The following is a 19266-nucleotide window of genomic DNA, read 5'->3' on the forward strand; positions in this document are numbered from 1 at the left end:
AATACGAGATGAACGCCCCCAACTCCTTCCGCGCCCAGCCCGACGAGCGCGGCCATTTCGGTGAATTCGGCGGCCGCTATGTCGCCGAGACGCTGATGCCGCTGATCCTCGACCTGGAGCACGAATATCGCGCGGCGCAGGTGGACCCGGCCTTCAAGGCCGAGTTCGACGGGCTGATGACCCATTATGTCGGCCGTCCCAGCCCGATGTACTATGCCGAGCGCCTGACCGAGATGTTCCGCGAGACCGCGCCCGAGGGCAAGGGCCCCAAGGTCTATTTCAAGCGCGAGGAACTGAACCACACCGGCGCGCACAAGATCAACAACTGCATCGGCCAGATCCTGCTCGCCAGGCGGATGGGCAAGACGCGGATCATCGCGGAGACGGGCGCGGGCCAGCATGGCGTCGCGACCGCGACCGTGGCGGCGCGCTTCGGCCTGCCCTGCACCATCTTCATGGGTGCGCGCGATATCGAACGGCAGGCGCCCAATGTCTTCCGCATGAAACTGCTCGGTGCGGAGGTTCGCCCGGTGACTTCGGGCGCGCAGACGCTGAAGGATGCGATGAACGAGGCGTTGCGCGACTGGGTCGCCAACGTCCACGACACCTTCTACATCATCGGCACGGCGGCGGGCCCGCATCCCTATCCGGAGATGGTCCGCGACTTCCAGTCGGTGATCGGCACCGAGTCGCGGGCGCAGATCCTAGAGGCGGAGGGTCGCCTGCCCGATCTGCTGGTCGCGGCGGTCGGCGGCGGATCGAACGCGATCGGGCTGTTCCATCCCTTCCTCGACGATCCTGACGTTGCGATGCTGGGGATCGAGGCGGCGGGCCATGGCCTTGCCACCACCCAGCACGCTGCCAGCCTGACCGGCGGCAAGCCCGGTATCCTGCACGGCAACAAGACCTATCTGTTGCAGGACGAGGACGGTCAGATCACCGAGGCGCACTCGATCTCGGCGGGGCTCGACTATCCGGGTATCGGGCCCGAGCATAGCTGGCTGAACGACACCGGACGCGTGATCTATGAGGGGATCACCGACAGCGAGGCGTTGGAGGCATTCCAGCTCTGCTGCAAGATCGAGGGGATCATCCCTGCGCTCGAAAGCAGCCATGCGCTGGCGGGCCTGATCAAGCGTGCGCCGACGATGGACCGCGACCAGATCGCCCTCGTCAACATATCCGGTCGGGGTGACAAGGACATCTTCACCGTCGCCGACGCCATGGGAGTGAAGATGTGAGCCGGATCGCCGACCGTTTCGCCCGTTGCGCTCAAGCGGGCCGTGCCGCGCTGGTGACCTTCGTCACGGCGGGCGACCCGACGCCGGGCGATACCGCCGCGATCCTAGACGCGCTGGTCGAGGGCGGCGCCGATGTGATCGAACTGGGCATGCCCTTCACCGATCCGATGGCCGATGGCCCCGCCATCCAGAAGGCGAATATCCGCAGCCTGGGCGCGGGCACCCGCACCGCCGATGTGCTGTCGATCGCCTCCGCCTTCCGGGCGCGCCACCCGGAGGTACCACTGGTCCTGATGGGCTATGCCAATCCGATGACGGTGCGCGGCCCCGAATGGTTTGCCAGGGCCGCCGCCGAAGCGGGTGTGGACGGTGTGATATGCGTCGACGTTCCCGCGGAGGAAGACGATGCGCTGGGCGTCGCTCTTCGCGCCGAGGGCGTCGCCTCGATCCGCCTCGCCACCCCGACCAGCGATGCCGCGCGCCTGCCGACGATTTTGACGGGCGCGGACGGCTTCCTCTATTATGTCTCGGTCGCCGGTATCACGGGGCAACAACAGGCCGCGCAATCCTCAATCGAGGAAGCCGTGACCCGGTTGAAGGCGGCGACGCATCTGCCCGTGGCGGTCGGCTTCGGCGTTCGGACCCCGGAACAGGCGGCGGCGATCGGTCGCGTGGCGGATGGCGTCGTGGTCGGCTCGGCGATCGTCGATCTGGTCGGCGAGCATGGCGCCGCTGCGCACGCCCCGGTCCGCGCCTATATTGAAACTCTGTCGTCGGCGCTGGCCGACGCGCGCAAGGAACTCGCATGAGCTGGCTCAACAGCGTCCGCAACGTCATCCCCTTCGTCGTCAAGAAGGAGACGCCCGACAATCTCTGGCACAAGTGCAAGGGATGCGGGCAGATGGTCTTCACCAAGGAGCTGGAAGACAATCTGAACGTCTGCCCGAAGTGCGACCATCATGATCGCATCGGACCCAAGGTGCGTTTCCGCCATCTGCTGGACGAAGGCAGTTGCAGCGAACTGCCCGCCGCCAAGGTGCCGGAGGACCCGCTCAAGTTCCGCGACTCGAAGCGCTATGCCGATCGCCTGAAGGCCGCGCGTGTCAGCGCCGCCGAGACGGACGCGCTGATCAATGCGCGCGGCACGATCCTGGGCCACAAGGTCGTGGTCGGGGTTCAGGACTTCGCGTTCATGGGCGGATCGATGGGCCTGGCGGTCGGCGAGGCATTCGTGCGCGGCGTCGAAGCGGCGATCGCGGACCAATGCCCCTATGTCATCTTCACTGCCTCGGGCGGCGCGCGTATGCAGGAAGGCATTCTCAGCCTGATGCAGATGCCGCGCACCACGGTCGCGATCCAGATGCTGCACGATGCGGGCCTGCCCTATATCGTCGTGCTGACCGACCCGACCTCAGGCGGCGTGATGGCGGCCTATGCGATGCTGGGCGACGTGCAGATCGCCGAGCCCAAGGCGACTTTGGCCTTTACCGGTCGCCGGGTGATCGAGAACACGATCCGCGAAAAGCTGCCCGACGATTTCCAGACCTCGGAATATTATCTCGACCACGGGATGCTCGACATGGTCGTCCATCGCCGCGATCTGCGCGAGCGTCTGGCGACGGTCATCGGCTATCTGACGGCGTCGCGTCAGGCGGCCTGATCCGTCGCTTTTCACCGCATATAGCTTTAGAGGGGCGGGCCGAGAGGTCCGCCTCTTTCATATCATTTGCCAAGAGACCGGCCGATGCCCGACCATGCCCGTTCCGACCACCCGGCCGTCCAGGCGCAACTCGATCGCTTATGGTCGCTGTCGCCGGGCGCGGACATATTGGGGCTGGAGCGGATCGCGACATTGCTCGCCCGGCTGGGCGACCCGCACCATCATCTGCCCCCGGTGTTCCACGTCGCCGGGACCAACGGCAAGGGGTCGACCTGCGCCTTTCTGCGCGCGGCGATCGAGGCGTCGGGGCAGAGCGTCCATGTCTATTCCAGCCCGCACCTCGTCCGCTTCAACGAGCGTATCCGCATCAACGGCGCGCTGATCGGGGATGACGCCCTTGCCGCCATGCTGGACGAGGTGCTGGGTCATGCCGAAGGGATCGGCGCCAGCTTCTTCGAGGTGACCACGGCGGCGGCTTTCCTGTCCTTCGCCCGCACGCCCGCTGCGGCGGCGATCATTGAGGTGGGATTGGGCGGACGTCTGGACGCGACCAACGTCCTGCCCCCGCCCGCCGTCTGCGGCATCGCGGCCCTCGGTGTCGATCACGAAGCGTTTCTGGGGCGGAGCCTGACCGGCATCGCACGGGAAAAGGCCGGGATCGCGAAGCCCGGCACGCCGCTCGTCACGATGGATTATCCCCGCACCTTGCAGGAGGCGATCGCGGAGGTGGCGGCGAGCGCGGGTGCGCCCGTGGTGACGCGGGGCCGTGACTGGTTCAGCCAGACACGCGGTCGCTCGGTCGAGTATCGTGACGGGCGCTCCGAGCTGACCTTGCCGCGTCCCGCACTGACCGGCGGGCACCAATCGCGGAATCTGGCCCTGGCGGTGGCGATGATCCGGCACCAGAAGGCGGTGTCCGTCCCCGAAGACGCCTTGCGAACCGCCGCGACGCAAGCGCGCTGGCCCGCCCGGATGCAGAAAATGCGCTCCGGCCCGCTCACCGCTCATCTGCCGGAGGGCAGCGAATGTTGGCTCGACGGCGCGCATAATCCTTCGGCGGCGACACCGGTGGCCCGCGCGATGAGCGGCTGGCGATCGCAGGGGCCCAGCGCGCTGATATTGGGCATGCTCGCGAACAAGGAGGCCGGGCCGGTTCTTCAGAAGCTCGGCGCGATGGTGGATGTGGTCGTGACGGTCCCCGTCCCCGATCACGCCAGCCACGAGCCGGAAGATCTCGCCGCACAGGCCCATGCCATGGGGATCGACGCCATCGCGGCTGGCGATCCGACGGAGGCGCTGGCGATCATCGCCGATCGTTTCCGCCAGCCTGCCCGTGTGTTGATCGCGGGTTCATTGTACCTTGCCGGACAGGGTCCTCGCCCTGAACGATGAGGTGCCGGATTGATGCGACGAACGATCGTTGCCGATCGCCTTATTTGCGATTGACTATCAATAGCGAGCAATTAGCATGGGCTTCGTAATCACGGAGTCCCAGCCGATGGCCGAAACCACCACCCTTGCCACCACGCTTCCCCATATGCTTCCGGCCTGCCCCTATGCGCGGATCGCGCTGTTCGCGGTCCGGAGGATGGGCGCGCATGGGCTCTCCGACGCGCGCGCCGCGCATACCCTGTTCACCGTGTTCGGGCAGGATTTCCGGCGGCCGCTGCTCCTGATGCGGACGCTGATGGCCGACCTGGCGGCGCATGCCACGGGCCAGATCGCGATCGCGCCGTGCTGCTGCGCGCGGATGACGGCGGCGGAGGCGGCGCTGATCACCATCCTCGCGCAGATGGAAACCGCGCCGGAAAAGGCCCGCTTCCTGATGGCCGACCTGCTAGGCGTTCGGCGGGTCGACGGCGTGTTGGCGAGCGCGGCGGCGGTCAGCGCCGCCTTCGCCGACGAGGGGCGGCCGATCAGCTTCTGACCGGCTCCCCGCGACGGGCGTCGCCTTCCCCCTTGACGCCCGCGCTGCCGATCGAACGGTCGATCAATCCGGAACGTGCCATCCACCAGAACAGGATGACACCCGGCGCGGCGACCACGGTGGTCAGCAGGTAGAAATCGACATAGCCGAACCGCTCGACCAGCGCCCCCGCCGTTGTCCCGCTCAGAATCCGCCCCACGATGCTCGCCGCCGCCGAGATCAGGGCATATTGCGCGGCGGTGAAGCGCAGATCGGTCAGCGCCGAGAAATAGGCGACCACCGTCACCCCGCCGATACCGCTGGAGAAATTCTCGAACCCGATCGCGCCCGCCATGCCCCAGTTGGAATGGCCCAGCGCGGCAAGTCCCGCAAAGGACAGGTTGGACACCGCCATCAGGACCAGACTGATCAGCACCGACCGCTTCATGCCCAGCCGCGCATAGAGGATCCCGCCGACGAACACACCGATCAGCAAGGCCCAGAAGCCGACGCCGACATCGTAAAGCGCGATCTCATCCTTGCTGAACCCCAGATCGTTGAACAGCAATCGGAAGGTCAGATTGGCAAGCGTATCGCCGATCTTGTGGACCAGGATGAAGGCCAGGATGATCGCCGCCCCCTGTCGCCGGAAGAACTCGGCAAAGGGTCCGACGACGGCGCGCACGATCCCCTCGGTCGGGCGCTTCGCGGTAATTTCGCTATGCCGCGCGGGCTCGCCCATCAACAGGGCGGTCAGGACAGCGGGCAATGCGAAGGCGCAGCTGACCAGATAGGCGACGCTCCACCCCGCGCGCGTCGCCACGACCAGCGACAGCGACGCGACCAGCGCCGATCCGATCCGCCAGCCATATTGGCCCATGCCCGCGCCCACGCCGAATTGGCGCGGTTCGAGAAGCTCGATTCGATAGGCATCGATGACGATGTCGAATGTCGCGCCCGCGATCCCCAGCGCGATCGCCGCCATCGCGGTTTGCGCCAGCGACACGCGCGGGTCGGTCAACCCCAGTCCGACCGCCGCCAGGCACACCAGGCCGGCAACCACCAGCAGCCAGGATACCCGCTGGCCGAGCCGGTGAAGGACGGGAATCTTCACCCCCTCCACGATCCAGGCCCAGAGGAATTTGAAGTTATAGGCGAGAATGACGAGCGCGAAGGCCGTGACGCTCTTCTTTTCGATCCCCGCCTCCGCCAGTCGGCTCGACAGGGTCGCGTTGATCATCGTCAGCGGGAAGGCGGAGGATATGCCCAGCGCCAGAGAGGCCAGCGGGGCCGCCTCGACATAGGGCCGTACTCCATCCAGCCACCGCGCACTCGCCATATGAAACCGATCCGCCCTATCGCAAAGCGCGGACCGTAGAGGGCTTGGCCGCGCCCGGCAACGGGGGGTTGATCAGGCGCGGGCGAACAGACGAAATCCGGCGGGCAGACGGCCAGGCGATTTGCCGGTCCGCCGCTCCTCGATCGCCGCGATGGCACCCAGCAGTTCGCGCGAGCCATAGGGCTTCATCAGGATGCCCTCGGCCAGATCCTCCACCCCGTCCGGTGGCGTGCCGGTCAGGAACAGGACGGGGATGTCACGGGCGTGCGCGGCCCTGGCCACGTCGACGCCGCTGCCGTCCGCCAGCCGGACATCCGCGAGCACCAGGTCGATGGCGGTGCCGCCCTCGATCAGGGTGACGGCCTTGCTGACCTGATCGACAGTGGCGACGATCTCATAATCGGCATCGACTAGCACATGCTCGGTATCGAACGCGACCAGCGGTTCGTCCTCGACCACGAGCAGCTTGACCAGCTGCGGCTTTTTTCGCCCGAAGAATTTCATCCCTCTATCGGCCCGTCTTTCTTGCCCCACTCCTCGCCGTAACGCTTTGTCCAGCCGAAACGACGCAATTAATTTCCTTTGGCTCATACCCTATGTATCAGCGTCGATCATGACATCAGATCAACGTATCGCCAAGCTGCTGGCCCGGGCCGGTGTCGCATCGCGTCGAGAGGTCGAGCGGATGATCGCCGAGGGGCGGATCGCTCTGAACGGCACGGTCATCGACACGCCCGCGACCCTGCTTTCCTCGCTCGATGGCGTCACGGTGGACGGCGACCCCGTCGCCGCGCCCGAGCCGACCCGGCTGTTCCTGTTCAACAAGCCGACCGGGCTTCTCGTGACCGAGCGGGATCCGATGGGGCGGCCGACCATCTATGATCGGCTTCCCGCAGGATTGCCCCGGCTGGTGCCCGTCGGACGGCTGGACGTGAACACCGAAGGGTTGCTGCTGCTGACCACCGACGGCGGGTTCAAGCGCCAATTGGAACTGCCCGCGACCGGCGTGGAGCGAACCTATCGCGCGCGTGCCTATGGCGAGGTGAGCCAGGCGCAGCTCGAGGAGCTGATCCACGGCATCGAGATCGACGGCATCCGCTATGGCCAGATCGACGCCAATCTGGAGCGGCGGACGGGCGCCAATGTCTGGATCGAGATGACGCTGCGTGAGGGCAAGAACCGCGAAGTCCGCCGCGTCCTCGAGCATCTGGGCCTGCAGGTCAGCCGGCTGATCCGACTGCGCTATGGCCCCTTCGTCCTCGAAGACCTGCCGGTCGGCGAAATCGGCGAGGTGAAGGGATCGGCGATCGTCGAGTTTCGCAGGACGCTGGAGGGCGGCATTCCCGCCGACGCCGTTCGTCCCACGCCACGCGCGGGCTTTCGTGCGCCGCCGACCCGGACGGCCCCGCCCCGCGCGCGCCCGGATCGTGACGATGGGGAGCGCCGCGATCGGACGTCCCGGCCCGCAGGCGCGGGCGGCGAGCGTCCCGCGCGTGACAGCCGGTTTGCCCCGAGCGAACGCCGTGGTGAGCGTCCGACCGGGCGGCCCACCTCTGGCGATCGGGCCAAGCCTTCCGCCAGCCGGGGAGCCGGGGTCCGTGAAGAGCGAGGCGAACGGCCCGCGCGCGGCGCCGGATCGCCGTCGGCGCGGCAAGACCGGTTCACGCCCCACAACCGTAGTGGCGAGCGCGGCAAGCCCTTCGCCAACCGCGCATCCGACGACCGCCCGCAGCGCGGCGAGCGTCCCGCACGCGGAAAGGGATCGCCATCTCCGCGACCGGACCGGTTCACGCCCAATGAGCGCGGCGGTGAGCGTCCGGCCGGGCGTCCCACCGGTGGCGACCGGGGCAAGCCCTTCGCCAAGCGTACGACCGACCAGCGCCCGGAACGCGGCGATCGGTCGGATCGCGGCGGCGCGTCCCCTTCGGCGCGGCCGGGTCGCCCCGCGCGTGACGGGCGGAGCAACAACCGACCGACCGGCGGACCTGGCGGTCGTCCGCGGGGAGGACGCTGATGCGAGTCATTGCCGGACAATGGCGGGGCCGCCCGCTGGTGGCGCCGAAGGGCGACGTGACCCGACCGACCGCTGATCGGACACGGGAGGCGCTGTTCTCCATGCTGACCGCCCGGCTGGGTGATTTCGAGGGGCTGGCGGTCGGCGACTTCTTCGCGGGTTCGGGCGCGCTGGGAATCGAGGCGCTGTCGCGCGGGGCCGGTTCGTGCCTGTTCGTCGAGCAGGATCGCAGCGCGCTGGATGCTCTCCGCGCCAATCTCGACAAGCTGGGCGCCAAGGGCGACGTTCGCGCCGCCTCGGTCATGGCGCTGGGGCCCGCGCGCCAGCCACTCGACCTGATCCTGATGGACCCGCCCTATGGCACCGGTGCGGGCAGCGTGGCGCTCGACAAGCTGGCGCGGCTCGGCTGGGTCGGCGCGGGCACCTGGGTGAGCATCGAGACCGCCAAGCAGGAAGAGATCGAGGTCGCGGGCTTCACCGTCGATGCCTCACGCATCCATGGCAAGGCGCGGCTGACCCTGTTGCGTCAGGCCTGAACGGTCCTTCCGCGCATCACGGCAAGCCCGGCGAGGCTGAGCAGACCGGCGGCGACCAGATAACCGCCGACCAAGTTCAGCCCGCCGCGCTCGGTCAGCGCCTGTGCGGCGATGGGCGCCAGCGCGCCGCCGATGATGCCGCCCAGATTGAACGTCATCGACACGCCGGTATAGCGCACCCCCGCCGGGAACAAGGCGGGCAGCCATCCGCCGAGCGGCCCATAGGCGAAGCCCATGACGAACAAGGCCAGCGCCAGCCAGACGAACACGACGGCCAGGGACCCCGCGCCCAGCATCGGCCCCATGATCAGCCCGACGAGCACGCAACCGGCGAAACCGAGCGCCAGCATCATCGGCGCGCCGCGTCGATCGGCCATCACGCTGGAGATGATGACGCCCAGCGCCAGGAACAGGATCGCGACGAGCTGAACGCCCAGAAATCCTTCGCGTGGATAGCCCAGCACGGTCGTGCCGTAGCCGAGCGCGAAGGCGGTCGCGAGATAGAAGATCGCGAAGCACGCGACCACGCCCCCCGTCCCCGCCAGCAACGCGCGGCCATGATCCTGCACCAGCGTGGCGAAGGGAATGCGGGGCAAGGCCTCGGTCCGCTTGGCCTCGGCGAAATCGGGTGTCTCGGTCAGGCGAAGCCGGACCCATAGCCCCAGGATCACCAGCACCGCGCTCGCCAGAAACGGCAGGCGCCAGCCCCAGGCGCGGAACTGCGCATCGGTCAGGATCAGGCCGAGCAGCAGGAAGAACCCGTTCGCCAGGATGAACCCCACCGGCGCACCCAGCGGCGGGAACATGCCCCAGGTGTTGCGGCGACCCGGCGGCGCATTCTCGACGGCGAGCAACGCCGCGCCGCCCCATTCTCCGCCCAGGCCAAGCCCCTGCCCCAACCGCGCCATGCAGAGCAGCAGAGGCGCGACCCATCCGGCCTGCGCATAGGTCGGGAGAAAGGCGATAGCGACCGTCGAACCGCCCATCAGCATCAGGCTGACCACCAGGGTCGACTTGCGCCCTACCCGGTCGCCGAAATGACCGAAGGCGATGGCACCAACCGGACGCGCGACGAAGGCCAGGCCGAAACTGGCATAGGACAGCAGCAACTGCGCCGTCGCGGACGACGCCGGAAAGAATAGCGGGCCGAAGACCAGCGCCGCCGCCGTCGCATAGATATAGAAATCATAGAATTCGACCGCCGTACCGGTCAGGCTGGCCAGCAGGATATGACGGTGCGACGGGGGCGATGCTTGGGTCATGCATCGCCCGTGCAGAAGCGGAACGGTTCCGTAAAGACCTATCCGGTCAAAATCGCCCGGATCGCGGGGCTCATCGCCGATTTAACGGCTCAGCACGCCCGCCAGCCCCAGCATCATCCAGTATAGCAGGCCCGACAGCAGCATCGCGGCGGGCAGCGTCAGGACCCAGGCGAGCACCATGTTGCGGATCGTCCGCACCTGAAGCCCCGCACCGTTCGCGACCGAGGCGCCCGCCACGCCCGAGGTCAGGATATGGGTGGTCGAGACGGGGCGGCCCATGAACTCCGCCATCAGAATGGTCGCCGCGGTCGTCAGTTCGGCGGCGGCTCCCATGCCATAGGTCAGATGGGTCTTGCCGATCCGCTCGCCGACCGTGACCACGATCCGCTTCCACCCGACCATCGTGCCCAGGCCCAGCGCCAGCGCGACCGTTACCTTCACCCATAGCGGGATATAGCGGGTGCCGCGCTCCAGTTCCTTGGCATAGCCGTCAAGCGACTCGATCTCGGTCGCGGTGAAGCGGCTCTTCGCCCCTTCGCTCTTGGTGATCATCCGCGTGGTATCGAGGACCAAATACATGTCGTTGCGCAGATTGGGCACGACGGCGGCCGGCACGCGGCTGAGCGCACCATAATTGCCGATCCGGTCGCCAATATCGCGGGAGAGAATGGCAAGGCCGGTATAGACTTCGGGTTTGTCGACCGCCTTCGCACGAACACCGGCGACGACCGCCGCGCGCGCCTGGTCGATCGAGGGGTTCGTGCCCGCACCATGCGCGGCATAGGCGGCAGAGGCGACCTGCGCACTCCGCACGAAGGCGGGCATGGCGCTCTCCGGCAAGGTGCGGTTCAACGCATAGGCCGTCGGCGCGCAGCCGATGAGGATCAGCATGATGAGCCCCATGCCCTTCTGCCCGTCATTCCCGCCATGCGCGAAGCTGACCGCCGTGCAGGTGAAGATCAGCAGCGCACGGATGCCGCGCGGCGGCGGGGCGTTCCCCTCCGGCTCCCGATACAGGCGGTCGTTGCGAAGGAAACGCTTCATCACCAGCAACAGCAGCAGTGCACCTGCAAAGCCGATCAGCGGGCTGAACAACAGGGCCGACAGCACCTTCTGCACCTGAGCCATGTCCACGCCCGACGTGCCGGGAATATCGGACAATAGCTGGTTGGCGAGGCCCACGCCCAGGATCGATCCGATCAGCGCATGGCTGGACGAATTGGGCAGGCCGACCGCCCAGGTGGCCAGGTTCCACAGCACTGCCGCCAGCAGCAGCGCGAAGATCATCGCGAAGCCCGCTCCCGATCCGACATGGAGCATCAGATCGATCGGCAACAGCGTGATGATCGAATAGGCGACCGCCCCGGTCGAGAAGAGGACCCCGAGGAAATTGAAGAAACCCGACCAGACGACCGCCAGCGGCGCGGGCATGGAATGGGTATAGATCACCGTCGCCACGGCGTTGGCGGTGTCGTGAAACCCGTTCACGAACTCGAACCCCAGCGCGATCAGCAGCGCCAGGCCGAGAAAGGCGAAGACGCCGATCGCCATCGGCTCGCCGACCCGGGCGGTATCGACGAGGATGCTATAGCCAGCGTAGCCGAGGCCGCCGACCAGCAGCCCGGCGAATATCCAGCGCCCCATGGGATGGAGTCCGGCATCGAGGCGCGGTCCGCGAGCGCGGGATTCGGATTGGCCACCGGCGAGCGCAAAACTTGTCATGACGATACTGCGTTGCGCCCCCGAAGTGACACTTTGATGACGACGACCGCTATCGATTTCGGTCTGTCCCGCAAAGAAACACGACCGGGCGAGACGACGCGTCGCCCGGTCGTCGGTTTCCTATGATCCTATTGATTGCTGGCGAGCGCGACCGGGGCCTGCGTCGTCAGCGCGGCGACCTTGATCGCGGCATCGGCGCGCATTTCCTTGCGGCACCGTGCCACGTCGGCGTTGATGATTAGGTCGGTGGTCATCGGACCGCAGGCGAGGCTCGTGGCATGACGGATACGAGCGTCCAGCATCGTGCGGTGATCCGCCCGACGCAGATCGAGATCGGCACGGGCGATAGCGGCGGTGACGGTCTGGCGCTCCGCTGCCTGGACGGAAGGCGCGAAAACAACGGCCGCCAAGGCGACCGCGCAGAGATTCTTCATCAGTTTCAGCTCCTGCATCGGGTCATGCCCGTCACGGGTCCGTGGGTACATCCGAAGCACCCCGGTCCTCGTCGGCACGCAGCGCTTCCTAGGCGGGATGCGTGTAGCTTTCGCGTCTGGCGTGCGACGCCATGATGACGATTGCACCCCGAGCCGCGCGAAACATATGCTGCCCGTGGTTGCCCCGGCTGCAAACGTTCCCTAACTGTTCGCGATGACCGTTGCCTCTTCCGATCCCGCCGCGTCGCTGGCCGATTATCCCTATCTGCGGACGCTCAACCCGGCCCAGCGTGAAGCGGTGCTGACCACCGACGGCCCCGTGCTGGTGCTGGCGGGCGCGGGGACCGGCAAGACCGCGGCGCTGACCGCCCGGCTGGCGCATCTGCTCTATACGCGCAAGGCCTGGCCGTCGGAGATCCTGTCGGTGACCTTCACCAACAAGGCCGCCCGGGAAATGCGCGAACGTGTCGGGCGGCTGGTCGGCGATGCGGTGGAGGGGATGCCATGGCTTGGCACCTTCCATGCGATCGGTGCCAAGATGCTGCGCCGTCACGCCGAACTGGTCGGGCTACAATCCAACTTCACCATTCTGGACACCGACGATCAGCTCCGGCTGCTCAAGCAACTGATCATCGCGGCGGATATCGACGAGAAGCGTTTTCCGGCGCGGGCGCTGGGCGGCCTGATCGACGAGTGGAAGAACAAGGGGCTGGTCCCCGGCGACATCGACGCGGGCGAGGCGGAACGCTACGCCAACGGACAGGGGGCCGATCTCTACCGGCAATATCAGGACCGGTTGCGCAGTGTGAACGCCTGCGACTTCGGCGACCTGCTGCTCCATATGCTCACCATATTGAAGACGCATCGCGACGTGCTGGAGCATTATCAGCAGCGTTTCCGCTACATCATGGTGGACGAGTATCAGGACACCAACAGCGTCCAGTATCTGTGGCTGCGGTTGCTGGCCCAGGCACGCAAGAACATCGCGTGCGTCGGCGATGACGACCAGTCCATCTATTCGTGGCGCGGCGCGCAGGTGGAGAATATCCTGCGGTTCGAGCGGGACTTTCCCGGCGCGAAGGTCATTCGGCTGGAACAGAATTACCGCTCGACCCCGCATATCCTGGGTGCGGCGTCGGGGGTGATCGCGAATAATGGCGGAAGGCTGGGCAAGACGCTGTGGACCGAACTCGACGTCGGCGAGAAGGTGCGTGTGCTCGGCGTCTGGGACGGTCCCGAGGAAGCACGGCGCGTCGGCGAGGAGATCGAATCGGCGAAGCGCTCCGGCACCTCTTACGGCGATATCGCGATCCTCGTCCGTGCCTCGCACCAGACCCGCGAATTCGAGGACCGGTTCATTGCGATCGGCCTGCCCTATCGGATCGTCGGCGGCTTCCGCTTCTACGAGCGCGCCGAAATCCGCGATGCGCTCGCCTATCTGCGCATCGTCAACCAGCCATCTGACGATCTGGCGTTCGAGCGGATCGTCAACGTTCCCAAGCGGGGACTGGGCGACAAGGCGCTGGCGAAGATCCACCAATTGGCGCGGGCGGAGGGGTTACCGCTGACCATCGCATCGGCGCGCATCCTCGATACCGATGAACTGACCCCGCAGGCGCGGCGGAGCCTGGGCAATCTGATCGGCGATATCGCCCGCTGGCGCGACATGGCGCGCGACCTCGCCCATCCCGAACTGGCGCGGCAGATGCTGGACGAGAGCGGCTATACCGCCATGTACCAGAACGAGAAGTCGGCCGAGGCCGCCGGGCGGCTGGAGAACCTGTCCGAACTCGTCCGCGCAATGGAGGATTACGAGTCGCTCGGCGCGTTCCTGGAGCATGTCTCACTGGTAATGGACCGCGATGGCGACCAGCGCGAGCCCGAGGTGACGATCATGACGATCCACGCCGCCAAGGGGCTGGAGTTCGACACGGTGTTCCTGGCCGGATGGGAGGAAGGACTGTTCCCCTCGCAACGCGCGATCGACGAGGGCGGTACGCGCAGCCTGGAGGAGGAGCGCCGCCTGGCCTATGTCGCCATCACCCGGGCGCGGCGCAAGGCGGTCATCCTCCACGCCGCCAACCGCCGCATCTATGGTCAATGGACCTCCAGCCTGCCCAGCCGCTTCGTCGGCGAATTGCCGCCTGAGCATATCGACAGCGAGACGAGCATGACCGGCGGCGAAAGCCTGTGGCGCGCCAACTGGTCCGAACATGCCGACCCCTTCGCCGATGTCGGTCGCGGCACCGGACGGGGGCCGGGATGGCAGCGTGCGGCGAACAGCCAGAACTCACTCCAGGGTCGCCCCGCCCGCGTGGTCGAGTCGCGTGCGCCGTCCGTGGGCCTGGGCCAGAAGGGGCGTGACGACCTGAGCCTGGGAGAACGGGTGTTCCACCAGAAATTCGGCTATGGTCAGATCGCGGCGATCGAGGGCAATAAGCTGGAGATCGACTTCGAACAGGCGGGTCGCAAGCGGGTGATGGACAGTTTCGTCACCAAGGGGTGATGCACCCCCGACGCCGTTCAGGAACCATATCAATTCGGGTCCGTATCGGTCGCATGGCCCGATTGTCCGGGCATGGAGGATAGGATCGATGGGCTTTCGTCGTCTGGCCATCGCAGCAATCTCGACCGCCGTCGTCGTCACGGCCGTTCCCGCCACCGCGCAATCCGCCGCCGACGATGCGCGGTTCCGCGCGGCGCAGGCGCGGTTCGACCGGGAATATCAAATCTATCGGCAGGAGGTGGACCTGTATCAGTCCCGCCGCGACCGGGGCGGATATGACGATGGCGACTATCGCCCCGCTCCGCCGCCGCCCGGAGGCCCCGGCGGATATCGCGTCGCCCCGCCGCGTCCCGCCGATGGCTATGACGGCAATGGCGAGCCCTATTATGATCCGGTCGGCGACTATCGCGACGGCCCGCAATATCGGGAGCGCGTGCTCCAGCCGCAGGACCGCGTCTATGCCGGAACCGATGGCCGCTATTATTGCCGCCGTTCGGACGGGACGACCGGCCTGATCATCGGCGGTGCGGCCGGTGGTATCCTCGGCAATCTGGTCGGTGGTCGCAGCAGCACGATCGCGACGCTGCTGGGTGCTGCGGGCGGCGCGCTGGCCGGTCGTTCGATCGACCAGAACCAGGTCCGCTGTCGCTGACGGGACCGGTGCCGCGCTCCGTCTTCGGAGCGCGGCACCATCCGAATGAGGTCAGGCCGGCTCGACCATCATGAGAGCGGCATTCTGATACTTTTCCGCCTCACGCTCGAACAGCGAACTGGCGGCGAAGCGACGCGGCGTCAGACGTAGAGAACCCAGGCCCGCCAGCTTGAACGTCCCCATCTTCTCCTCGCGCGGCGGCTTGCCATCGCGCTCGATCGTCGTCGCATCGACGTAAAGTTCGTCGTGGCGGGTGAAGATCACGTGCGGCGCCAGCACCACCTCGCCGCGATTGTACAAGGCAGACACTGCCTGCATCTTGACGATCGCTTCGAAGATGATGGCCGGAGCGCCAGCCGCCGGCTCAGCCGGACGGCGCTCGGTCGTCGTCATATCGGTCATGCCCTGCATTTGCCCATCCTGCCGCAATGCAGCAAGAAGATTATTGCCGCATACGTCATACGGGAAGCAACCGAGCGGCGCTACCCGCCCGGCCTTCCGACCTCAACGCTTGGGCGTATCCATCAGCTTCTGCGCAAAATAGACCATCTGCTGCGCGTTCAGCCGCGCCCCTTGCGCGATATCGGCATCGCCCGAATGGCCGCCCGCCGTGTCCTCGTAAAAGAGATAGGGGATGCCGTATTCCGCCAGCCGCGCGGCAAACTTGCGCGCATGCTGCGGCCCGACGCGGTCGTCCTTGGTCGTCGTCCAGATATAGGGCTCGGGATAGGCGACGCCTTTGCGGATATTGGCATAGGGCGAAATCTTGCGAAGGAACGCGGCCTCTTCGGGCACGTCGATCGAGCCATATTCGTCTTTCCACGAATCGCCCGCCGCGATCTTCTGGTAACGCACCATGTCGAGCAACGGCACCTGGATCGTCACCGCCTTCCACAATTCGGGATGCTGGGTCAGCTCGACACCCATGAGCAGCCCGCCATTCGACCCGCCATAGATGCCCAGCTTCTGCGCGCTGGTGATGTGCCGCGCGAACAGGTCCTTCGCGACCGAGGCGAAATCGTCATAGATGATCTGGCGCCTGGTCTTCCGACCGGCATCATGCCATTTCGGCCCGAACTCCCCGCCGCCCCGGATATTGGCGAGCACGAACGCCCCGCCCCGCTCGGTCCAGATCTTGCCGGTCGCGCCGAGATAGGTGGGCAGCCGGGCGATCTCGAACCCGCCATAGGCGGTCATCAACGTCGGCGTCGTGCCGTCCAGCTTCGCGCCCTTGGGCAGGACGACGAAATACGGGATCTTCGTCCCGTCGGTGGAGGTCGCCTCATATTGATGAACGGTGGTGCCGGCCGCATCGAACCGCGCGGGCAGCGTCTTGAGCACCTGCGGCGCGGCGGCGCGACCCGCATCGAAACGGGATAGCACGGTCGGCGTCGTGAACCCCGCCGTCGCGAGATAGACGATATCCGAACGGTCGCTGGTGCTGACCACATCGACCGCCATATTATCCGGCACCTGGACCGCCGTGGACACCCAAGCCGCCCCCTGCGGCGAGAACACGCTCGCACGGCCCCGGACATTGTCGATATAGGTGACGACCACCCGGTCCCTGGTGGTCGTAACGCCTTCCACCGCCTGCCGATCGGTCGGCGTGAACAGCGCGCGCGGTGCGATCCGGCCCACTTCCAATTCGGACAGCGGCGCCCAGACCACCGAGCCCGCCGGATGCTCGCCCCAGGGATCGCTGGTCTGGAAGATCACGCGCCCGTCGACCATGCCGGACGGAAAGGCGCGCGCGGGCATGGCGATGGGCTTCGCGCCGCCCGTCGGCGTCCAGAACAGCTTGTCGCCGCCGAAGAAGGTCTGCCGCCGCTCGATCACCACGGCACGGTTGCCCTTCGCATCGGTCAACACGCTGGCATAGGTGCCGAGTTCGTCCGAGGGCTCGCCCCGGAAAATCTCGGTCGCCTGCGACAGGGGGGCGCCGCGCTTCACCATCTTCACGACGAAGGGATAGCTGGACTTGGTCAGCGTGCCCTGCCCCCAGTCGCGGCTGACCAGCAGTGTGTCCTTGTCCAGCCACGCCGCCCCCTGCTTCGAGGTCGACAGGCGGAAGCCGTCCGGTACGAACTGCCCGGTTTCCATGTCGAATTCGCGATATTCGATCGCGTCCTCACCGCCCTCGGACAGCGCGACCAGGCAAAGACGCTCCTCGGGGCTGAGACAGTTGACGCCCTTCCACACCCATTTCTTGCCCTCCGCCTTGCTCAGCGCGTCGAGGTCGAGCAGCGTCGTCCACTTCGGATCGGGCGAGGCATAGTCGGCCTCGGTCGTCCACCGCCACAGGCCCTGCGGGTGATCGGCATCGCGCCAGAAATTGACGATCCGGCCATACATCTGCCCCGGCATCGGAATGCGATCCTTGGCAGAGGCGATGGCCAATGCCTCGCCATAGAAGGTCTGATAGCGCGGATCGTTCTGAAGCCGCGGCAGGGTCTTGGCATTCTCCGCCTCCACCCAGGACAGGGCCTTGGCGCCGTCCTTGTCCTCCAGCCAGATATAGGGATCATTCTCGGTCATCTGGTTCGTCTGCGCCATCGCCGCTCCCGTCGCAATCTGGCTGGCGAACATCGATCCCGCCAGCATCCACCGCCATCCCCGCATCCGTTACGCTCCGTCCTATGCTCCGATGGGCGGGAATGTGACTTCATCACGCGATACTGGCAATGCGTTACGGCAGCTTTATTGTCGTTGCGGCCTTAGCACCGGGAAGAACGACGAAAATCGAAGCGTCGATCGACATGTGCTGCCAGCGCCCGGACGGAACGGCTTATCGGGCGGCCCGTTCACGTCGCACCTTTCCCGCACGAATGCTCAGGAGCAGACGATGCCATATGTGAAGACGCGCGACGGTACCGACATTTATGTCAAGGATTGGGGCGAGGGTCGTCCCGTCGTCCTGCTCCATGGCTGGCCGCTGTCCGCTGATATGTGGGACGCGCAGATGATGGCACTGGCCGAGGCGGGTTTCCGCGCGATTGCCTATGACCGTCGCGGCTTCGGGCGTTCGGGCCAGCCCTGGTCGGGCTATGACTATGACACGCTGTCGGACGATCTGGCCGATGTGCTGGAGGCGACGGGGGCACAGGATGCGGCGGTCATCGGCTTCTCGATGGGCGGCGGCGAAGTCGCGCGCTATATGAGCCGTCACGGCGGCAAGGGCGTGATCGCCGCCGGTCTGATCGCCTCGGTCGTGCCTTACATGCCCAAGACCGATGACAACCCCCAGGGCACCGACCAGTCGGTATTCGACCAGATCGGCCAGGGCCTGCGCGATGACCGTGCGCATTTCCTGCGCCACACCTTCTTCAAGCAGTTCTTCGGCGTCGGCTATATCACCAGCCCGGTCAGCGACGAGGTGCTCGACTGGGCGACCAGCGTCGCGATGCAGGCGGGGCTCAAGCCCACTTTGGCCTGTGCGGAAGCGTTCAGCCAGACCGACTTCCGTCCCGACCTGCCCGCCTTCCGCGTGCCGACCCTGATCGTCCATGGCACCGGCGACCAGACGGTGCCGATCGACCCGGCGGGGCGCGCGGCGGCGGCGGGCATCGCCCATTCGCAGCTCGTGGAATATGACGGTGCGCCGCACGGCCTGAACGTCACGCATGGCGATCGCCTGACCAGCGACCTGCTGACCTTCCTGGGTCGATGACAGGGAAAGGGCGGCCTTGCGGGGCCGCCCTTCTCATTTGAGCGGAACGATGACCTCGTCCGGATGGGCGACGTTCAGTTCCTTGCGCACCATCTCGTCCACCATGTCCGGATTGGCATGGTCGGGGTCGAGCAGGGCGACGCGGTTCTTCAGCACCGTCCGCTTCTTGTCGAGCGCGGCATAATCCTGCTCACGCTTCACCAGCTGGCGCTGATACTCGCCATAAGCGAGCAGACCGTTGCGCCCCAGCACCGCATAGGCGCCGAAGAACGCAACGATGGTCAGGCCAAGGGCGGGCAAGGCTGCCCGCCGCATGGTCCGCAT

General features: G+C 66.5%; 18 protein-coding genes. 10 read left to right on the forward strand and 8 right to left on the reverse strand.

Going from position 1 to position 19266, the window contains the following annotated elements; all coding sequences use genetic code 11:
- The first annotated feature begins 8 nt into the window (after positions 1–8).
- The 5 genes from trpB to QE379_RS11440 all read left to right on the forward strand — a co-directional run bounded on the left by trpB (position 9) and on the right by QE379_RS11440 (position 4828).
- Positions 9–1241, forward strand: a complete 1233-nt coding sequence (trpB, locus tag QE379_RS11420; protein WP_307000599.1) for a tryptophan synthase subunit beta — start codon at positions 9–11, stop codon at positions 1239–1241.
- Positions 1238–2050 (forward strand): tryptophan synthase subunit alpha, encoded by an 813-nt coding sequence (trpA, locus tag QE379_RS11425; protein ID WP_307000601.1) that lies wholly within the window; start codon positions 1238–1240, stop codon positions 2048–2050. The genes trpB and trpA overlap by 4 nt, the downstream gene beginning before the upstream one ends.
- Positions 2047–2901, forward strand: coding sequence for an acetyl-CoA carboxylase, carboxyltransferase subunit beta (gene accD, locus QE379_RS11430; protein WP_307000603.1), 855 nt, complete (start codon positions 2047–2049; stop codon positions 2899–2901). The genes trpA and accD overlap by 4 nt, the downstream gene beginning before the upstream one ends.
- 84 nt (positions 2902–2985) lie before the next feature.
- Entirely contained in the window at positions 2986–4293 is a 1308-nt protein-coding gene (locus tag QE379_RS11435; protein WP_307000604.1) for a folylpolyglutamate synthase/dihydrofolate synthase family protein, read from the forward strand.
- A gap of 106 nt (positions 4294–4399) precedes the next feature.
- Positions 4400–4828, forward strand: coding sequence for a DUF6628 family protein (locus tag QE379_RS11440; RefSeq protein ID WP_307000606.1), 429 nt, complete (start codon positions 4400–4402; stop codon positions 4826–4828).
- Here the strand turns inward: QE379_RS11440 and QE379_RS11445 are convergent.
- Together QE379_RS11445 and QE379_RS11450 are read right to left on the reverse strand one after the other, a co-directional pair.
- Positions 4818–6146, reverse strand: coding sequence for an MFS transporter (locus tag QE379_RS11445; protein WP_307000609.1), 1329 nt, complete (start codon positions 6144–6146; stop codon positions 4818–4820). The two genes, QE379_RS11440 and QE379_RS11445, sit on opposite strands and share 11 nt — an antisense overlap.
- Before the next feature lie 72 nt (positions 6147–6218).
- Complete coding sequence (locus tag QE379_RS11450; RefSeq protein ID WP_307000610.1) at positions 6219–6650, reverse strand: response regulator; 432 nt, start codon at positions 6648–6650, stop codon at positions 6219–6221.
- Positions 6651–6759: 109 nt separating this feature from the next.
- On the opposite strand from QE379_RS11450, the gene QE379_RS11455 reads away from it, so the two are divergent.
- Positions 6760–8160 (forward strand): pseudouridine synthase, encoded by a 1401-nt coding sequence (locus QE379_RS11455; RefSeq protein WP_307000612.1) that lies wholly within the window; start codon positions 6760–6762, stop codon positions 8158–8160.
- Complete coding sequence (rsmD, locus tag QE379_RS11460) at positions 8160–8696, forward strand: 16S rRNA (guanine(966)-N(2))-methyltransferase RsmD (RefSeq protein WP_307000615.1); 537 nt, start codon at positions 8160–8162, stop codon at positions 8694–8696. Before QE379_RS11455 ends, rsmD begins: the two co-directional genes overlap by 1 nt.
- On the opposite strand, the gene QE379_RS11465 is transcribed toward rsmD, so the two are convergent.
- The 3 genes from QE379_RS11465 to QE379_RS11475 form a co-directional block, all read right to left on the reverse strand.
- Positions 8687–9958, reverse strand: a complete 1272-nt coding sequence (locus QE379_RS11465; protein ID WP_307000617.1) for an MFS transporter — start codon at positions 9956–9958, stop codon at positions 8687–8689. The two genes, rsmD and QE379_RS11465, sit on opposite strands and share 10 nt — an antisense overlap.
- 81 nt (positions 9959–10039) lie before the next feature.
- Entirely contained in the window at positions 10040–11602 is a 1563-nt protein-coding gene (locus QE379_RS11470) for an inorganic phosphate transporter (protein WP_307000619.1), read from the reverse strand.
- Between the two features lie 206 nt (positions 11603–11808).
- Positions 11809–12114: a UrcA family protein gene (locus tag QE379_RS11475; protein ID WP_307000621.1), complete on the reverse strand. Its 306-nt coding sequence runs from the start codon at positions 12112–12114 to the stop codon at positions 11809–11811.
- Positions 12115–12328: 214 nt separating this feature from the next.
- Between QE379_RS11475 and QE379_RS11480 the strand changes: the two genes are divergently transcribed.
- A complete protein-coding gene (locus tag QE379_RS11480) occupies positions 12329–14620 on the forward strand; it encodes an ATP-dependent helicase (RefSeq protein WP_307000623.1) in 2292 nt (763 codons plus the stop codon).
- An 88-nt stretch (positions 14621–14708) separates the two neighbouring features.
- Positions 14709–15272, forward strand: coding sequence for a glycine zipper 2TM domain-containing protein (locus QE379_RS11485; protein ID WP_307000625.1), 564 nt, complete (start codon positions 14709–14711; stop codon positions 15270–15272).
- A 51-nt stretch (positions 15273–15323) separates the two neighbouring features.
- Here the strand turns inward: QE379_RS11485 and QE379_RS11490 are convergent, their stop codons facing one another.
- Positions 15324–15683: a hypothetical protein gene (locus QE379_RS11490; protein WP_373461773.1), complete on the reverse strand. Its 360-nt coding sequence runs from the start codon at positions 15681–15683 to the stop codon at positions 15324–15326.
- A 93-nt stretch (positions 15684–15776) separates the two neighbouring features.
- Complete coding sequence (locus QE379_RS11495) at positions 15777–17894, reverse strand: prolyl oligopeptidase family protein (protein WP_307000627.1); 2118 nt, start codon at positions 17892–17894, stop codon at positions 15777–15779.
- Positions 17895–18117: 223 nt separating this feature from the next.
- On the opposite strand from QE379_RS11495, the gene QE379_RS11500 reads away from it, so the two are divergent.
- Positions 18118–18942, forward strand: coding sequence for an alpha/beta fold hydrolase (locus QE379_RS11500; RefSeq protein WP_307000629.1), 825 nt, complete (start codon positions 18118–18120; stop codon positions 18940–18942).
- A 33-nt stretch (positions 18943–18975) separates the two neighbouring features.
- Here the strand turns inward: QE379_RS11500 and QE379_RS11505 are convergent, their stop codons facing one another.
- Complete coding sequence (locus QE379_RS11505) at positions 18976–19266, reverse strand: septum formation initiator family protein (protein ID WP_267433339.1); 291 nt, start codon at positions 19264–19266, stop codon at positions 18976–18978.

This window comes from Sphingomonas sp. SORGH_AS_0879 (assembly GCF_030819175.1).
GTDB lineage: Bacteria > Pseudomonadota > Alphaproteobacteria > Sphingomonadales > Sphingomonadaceae > Sphingomonas.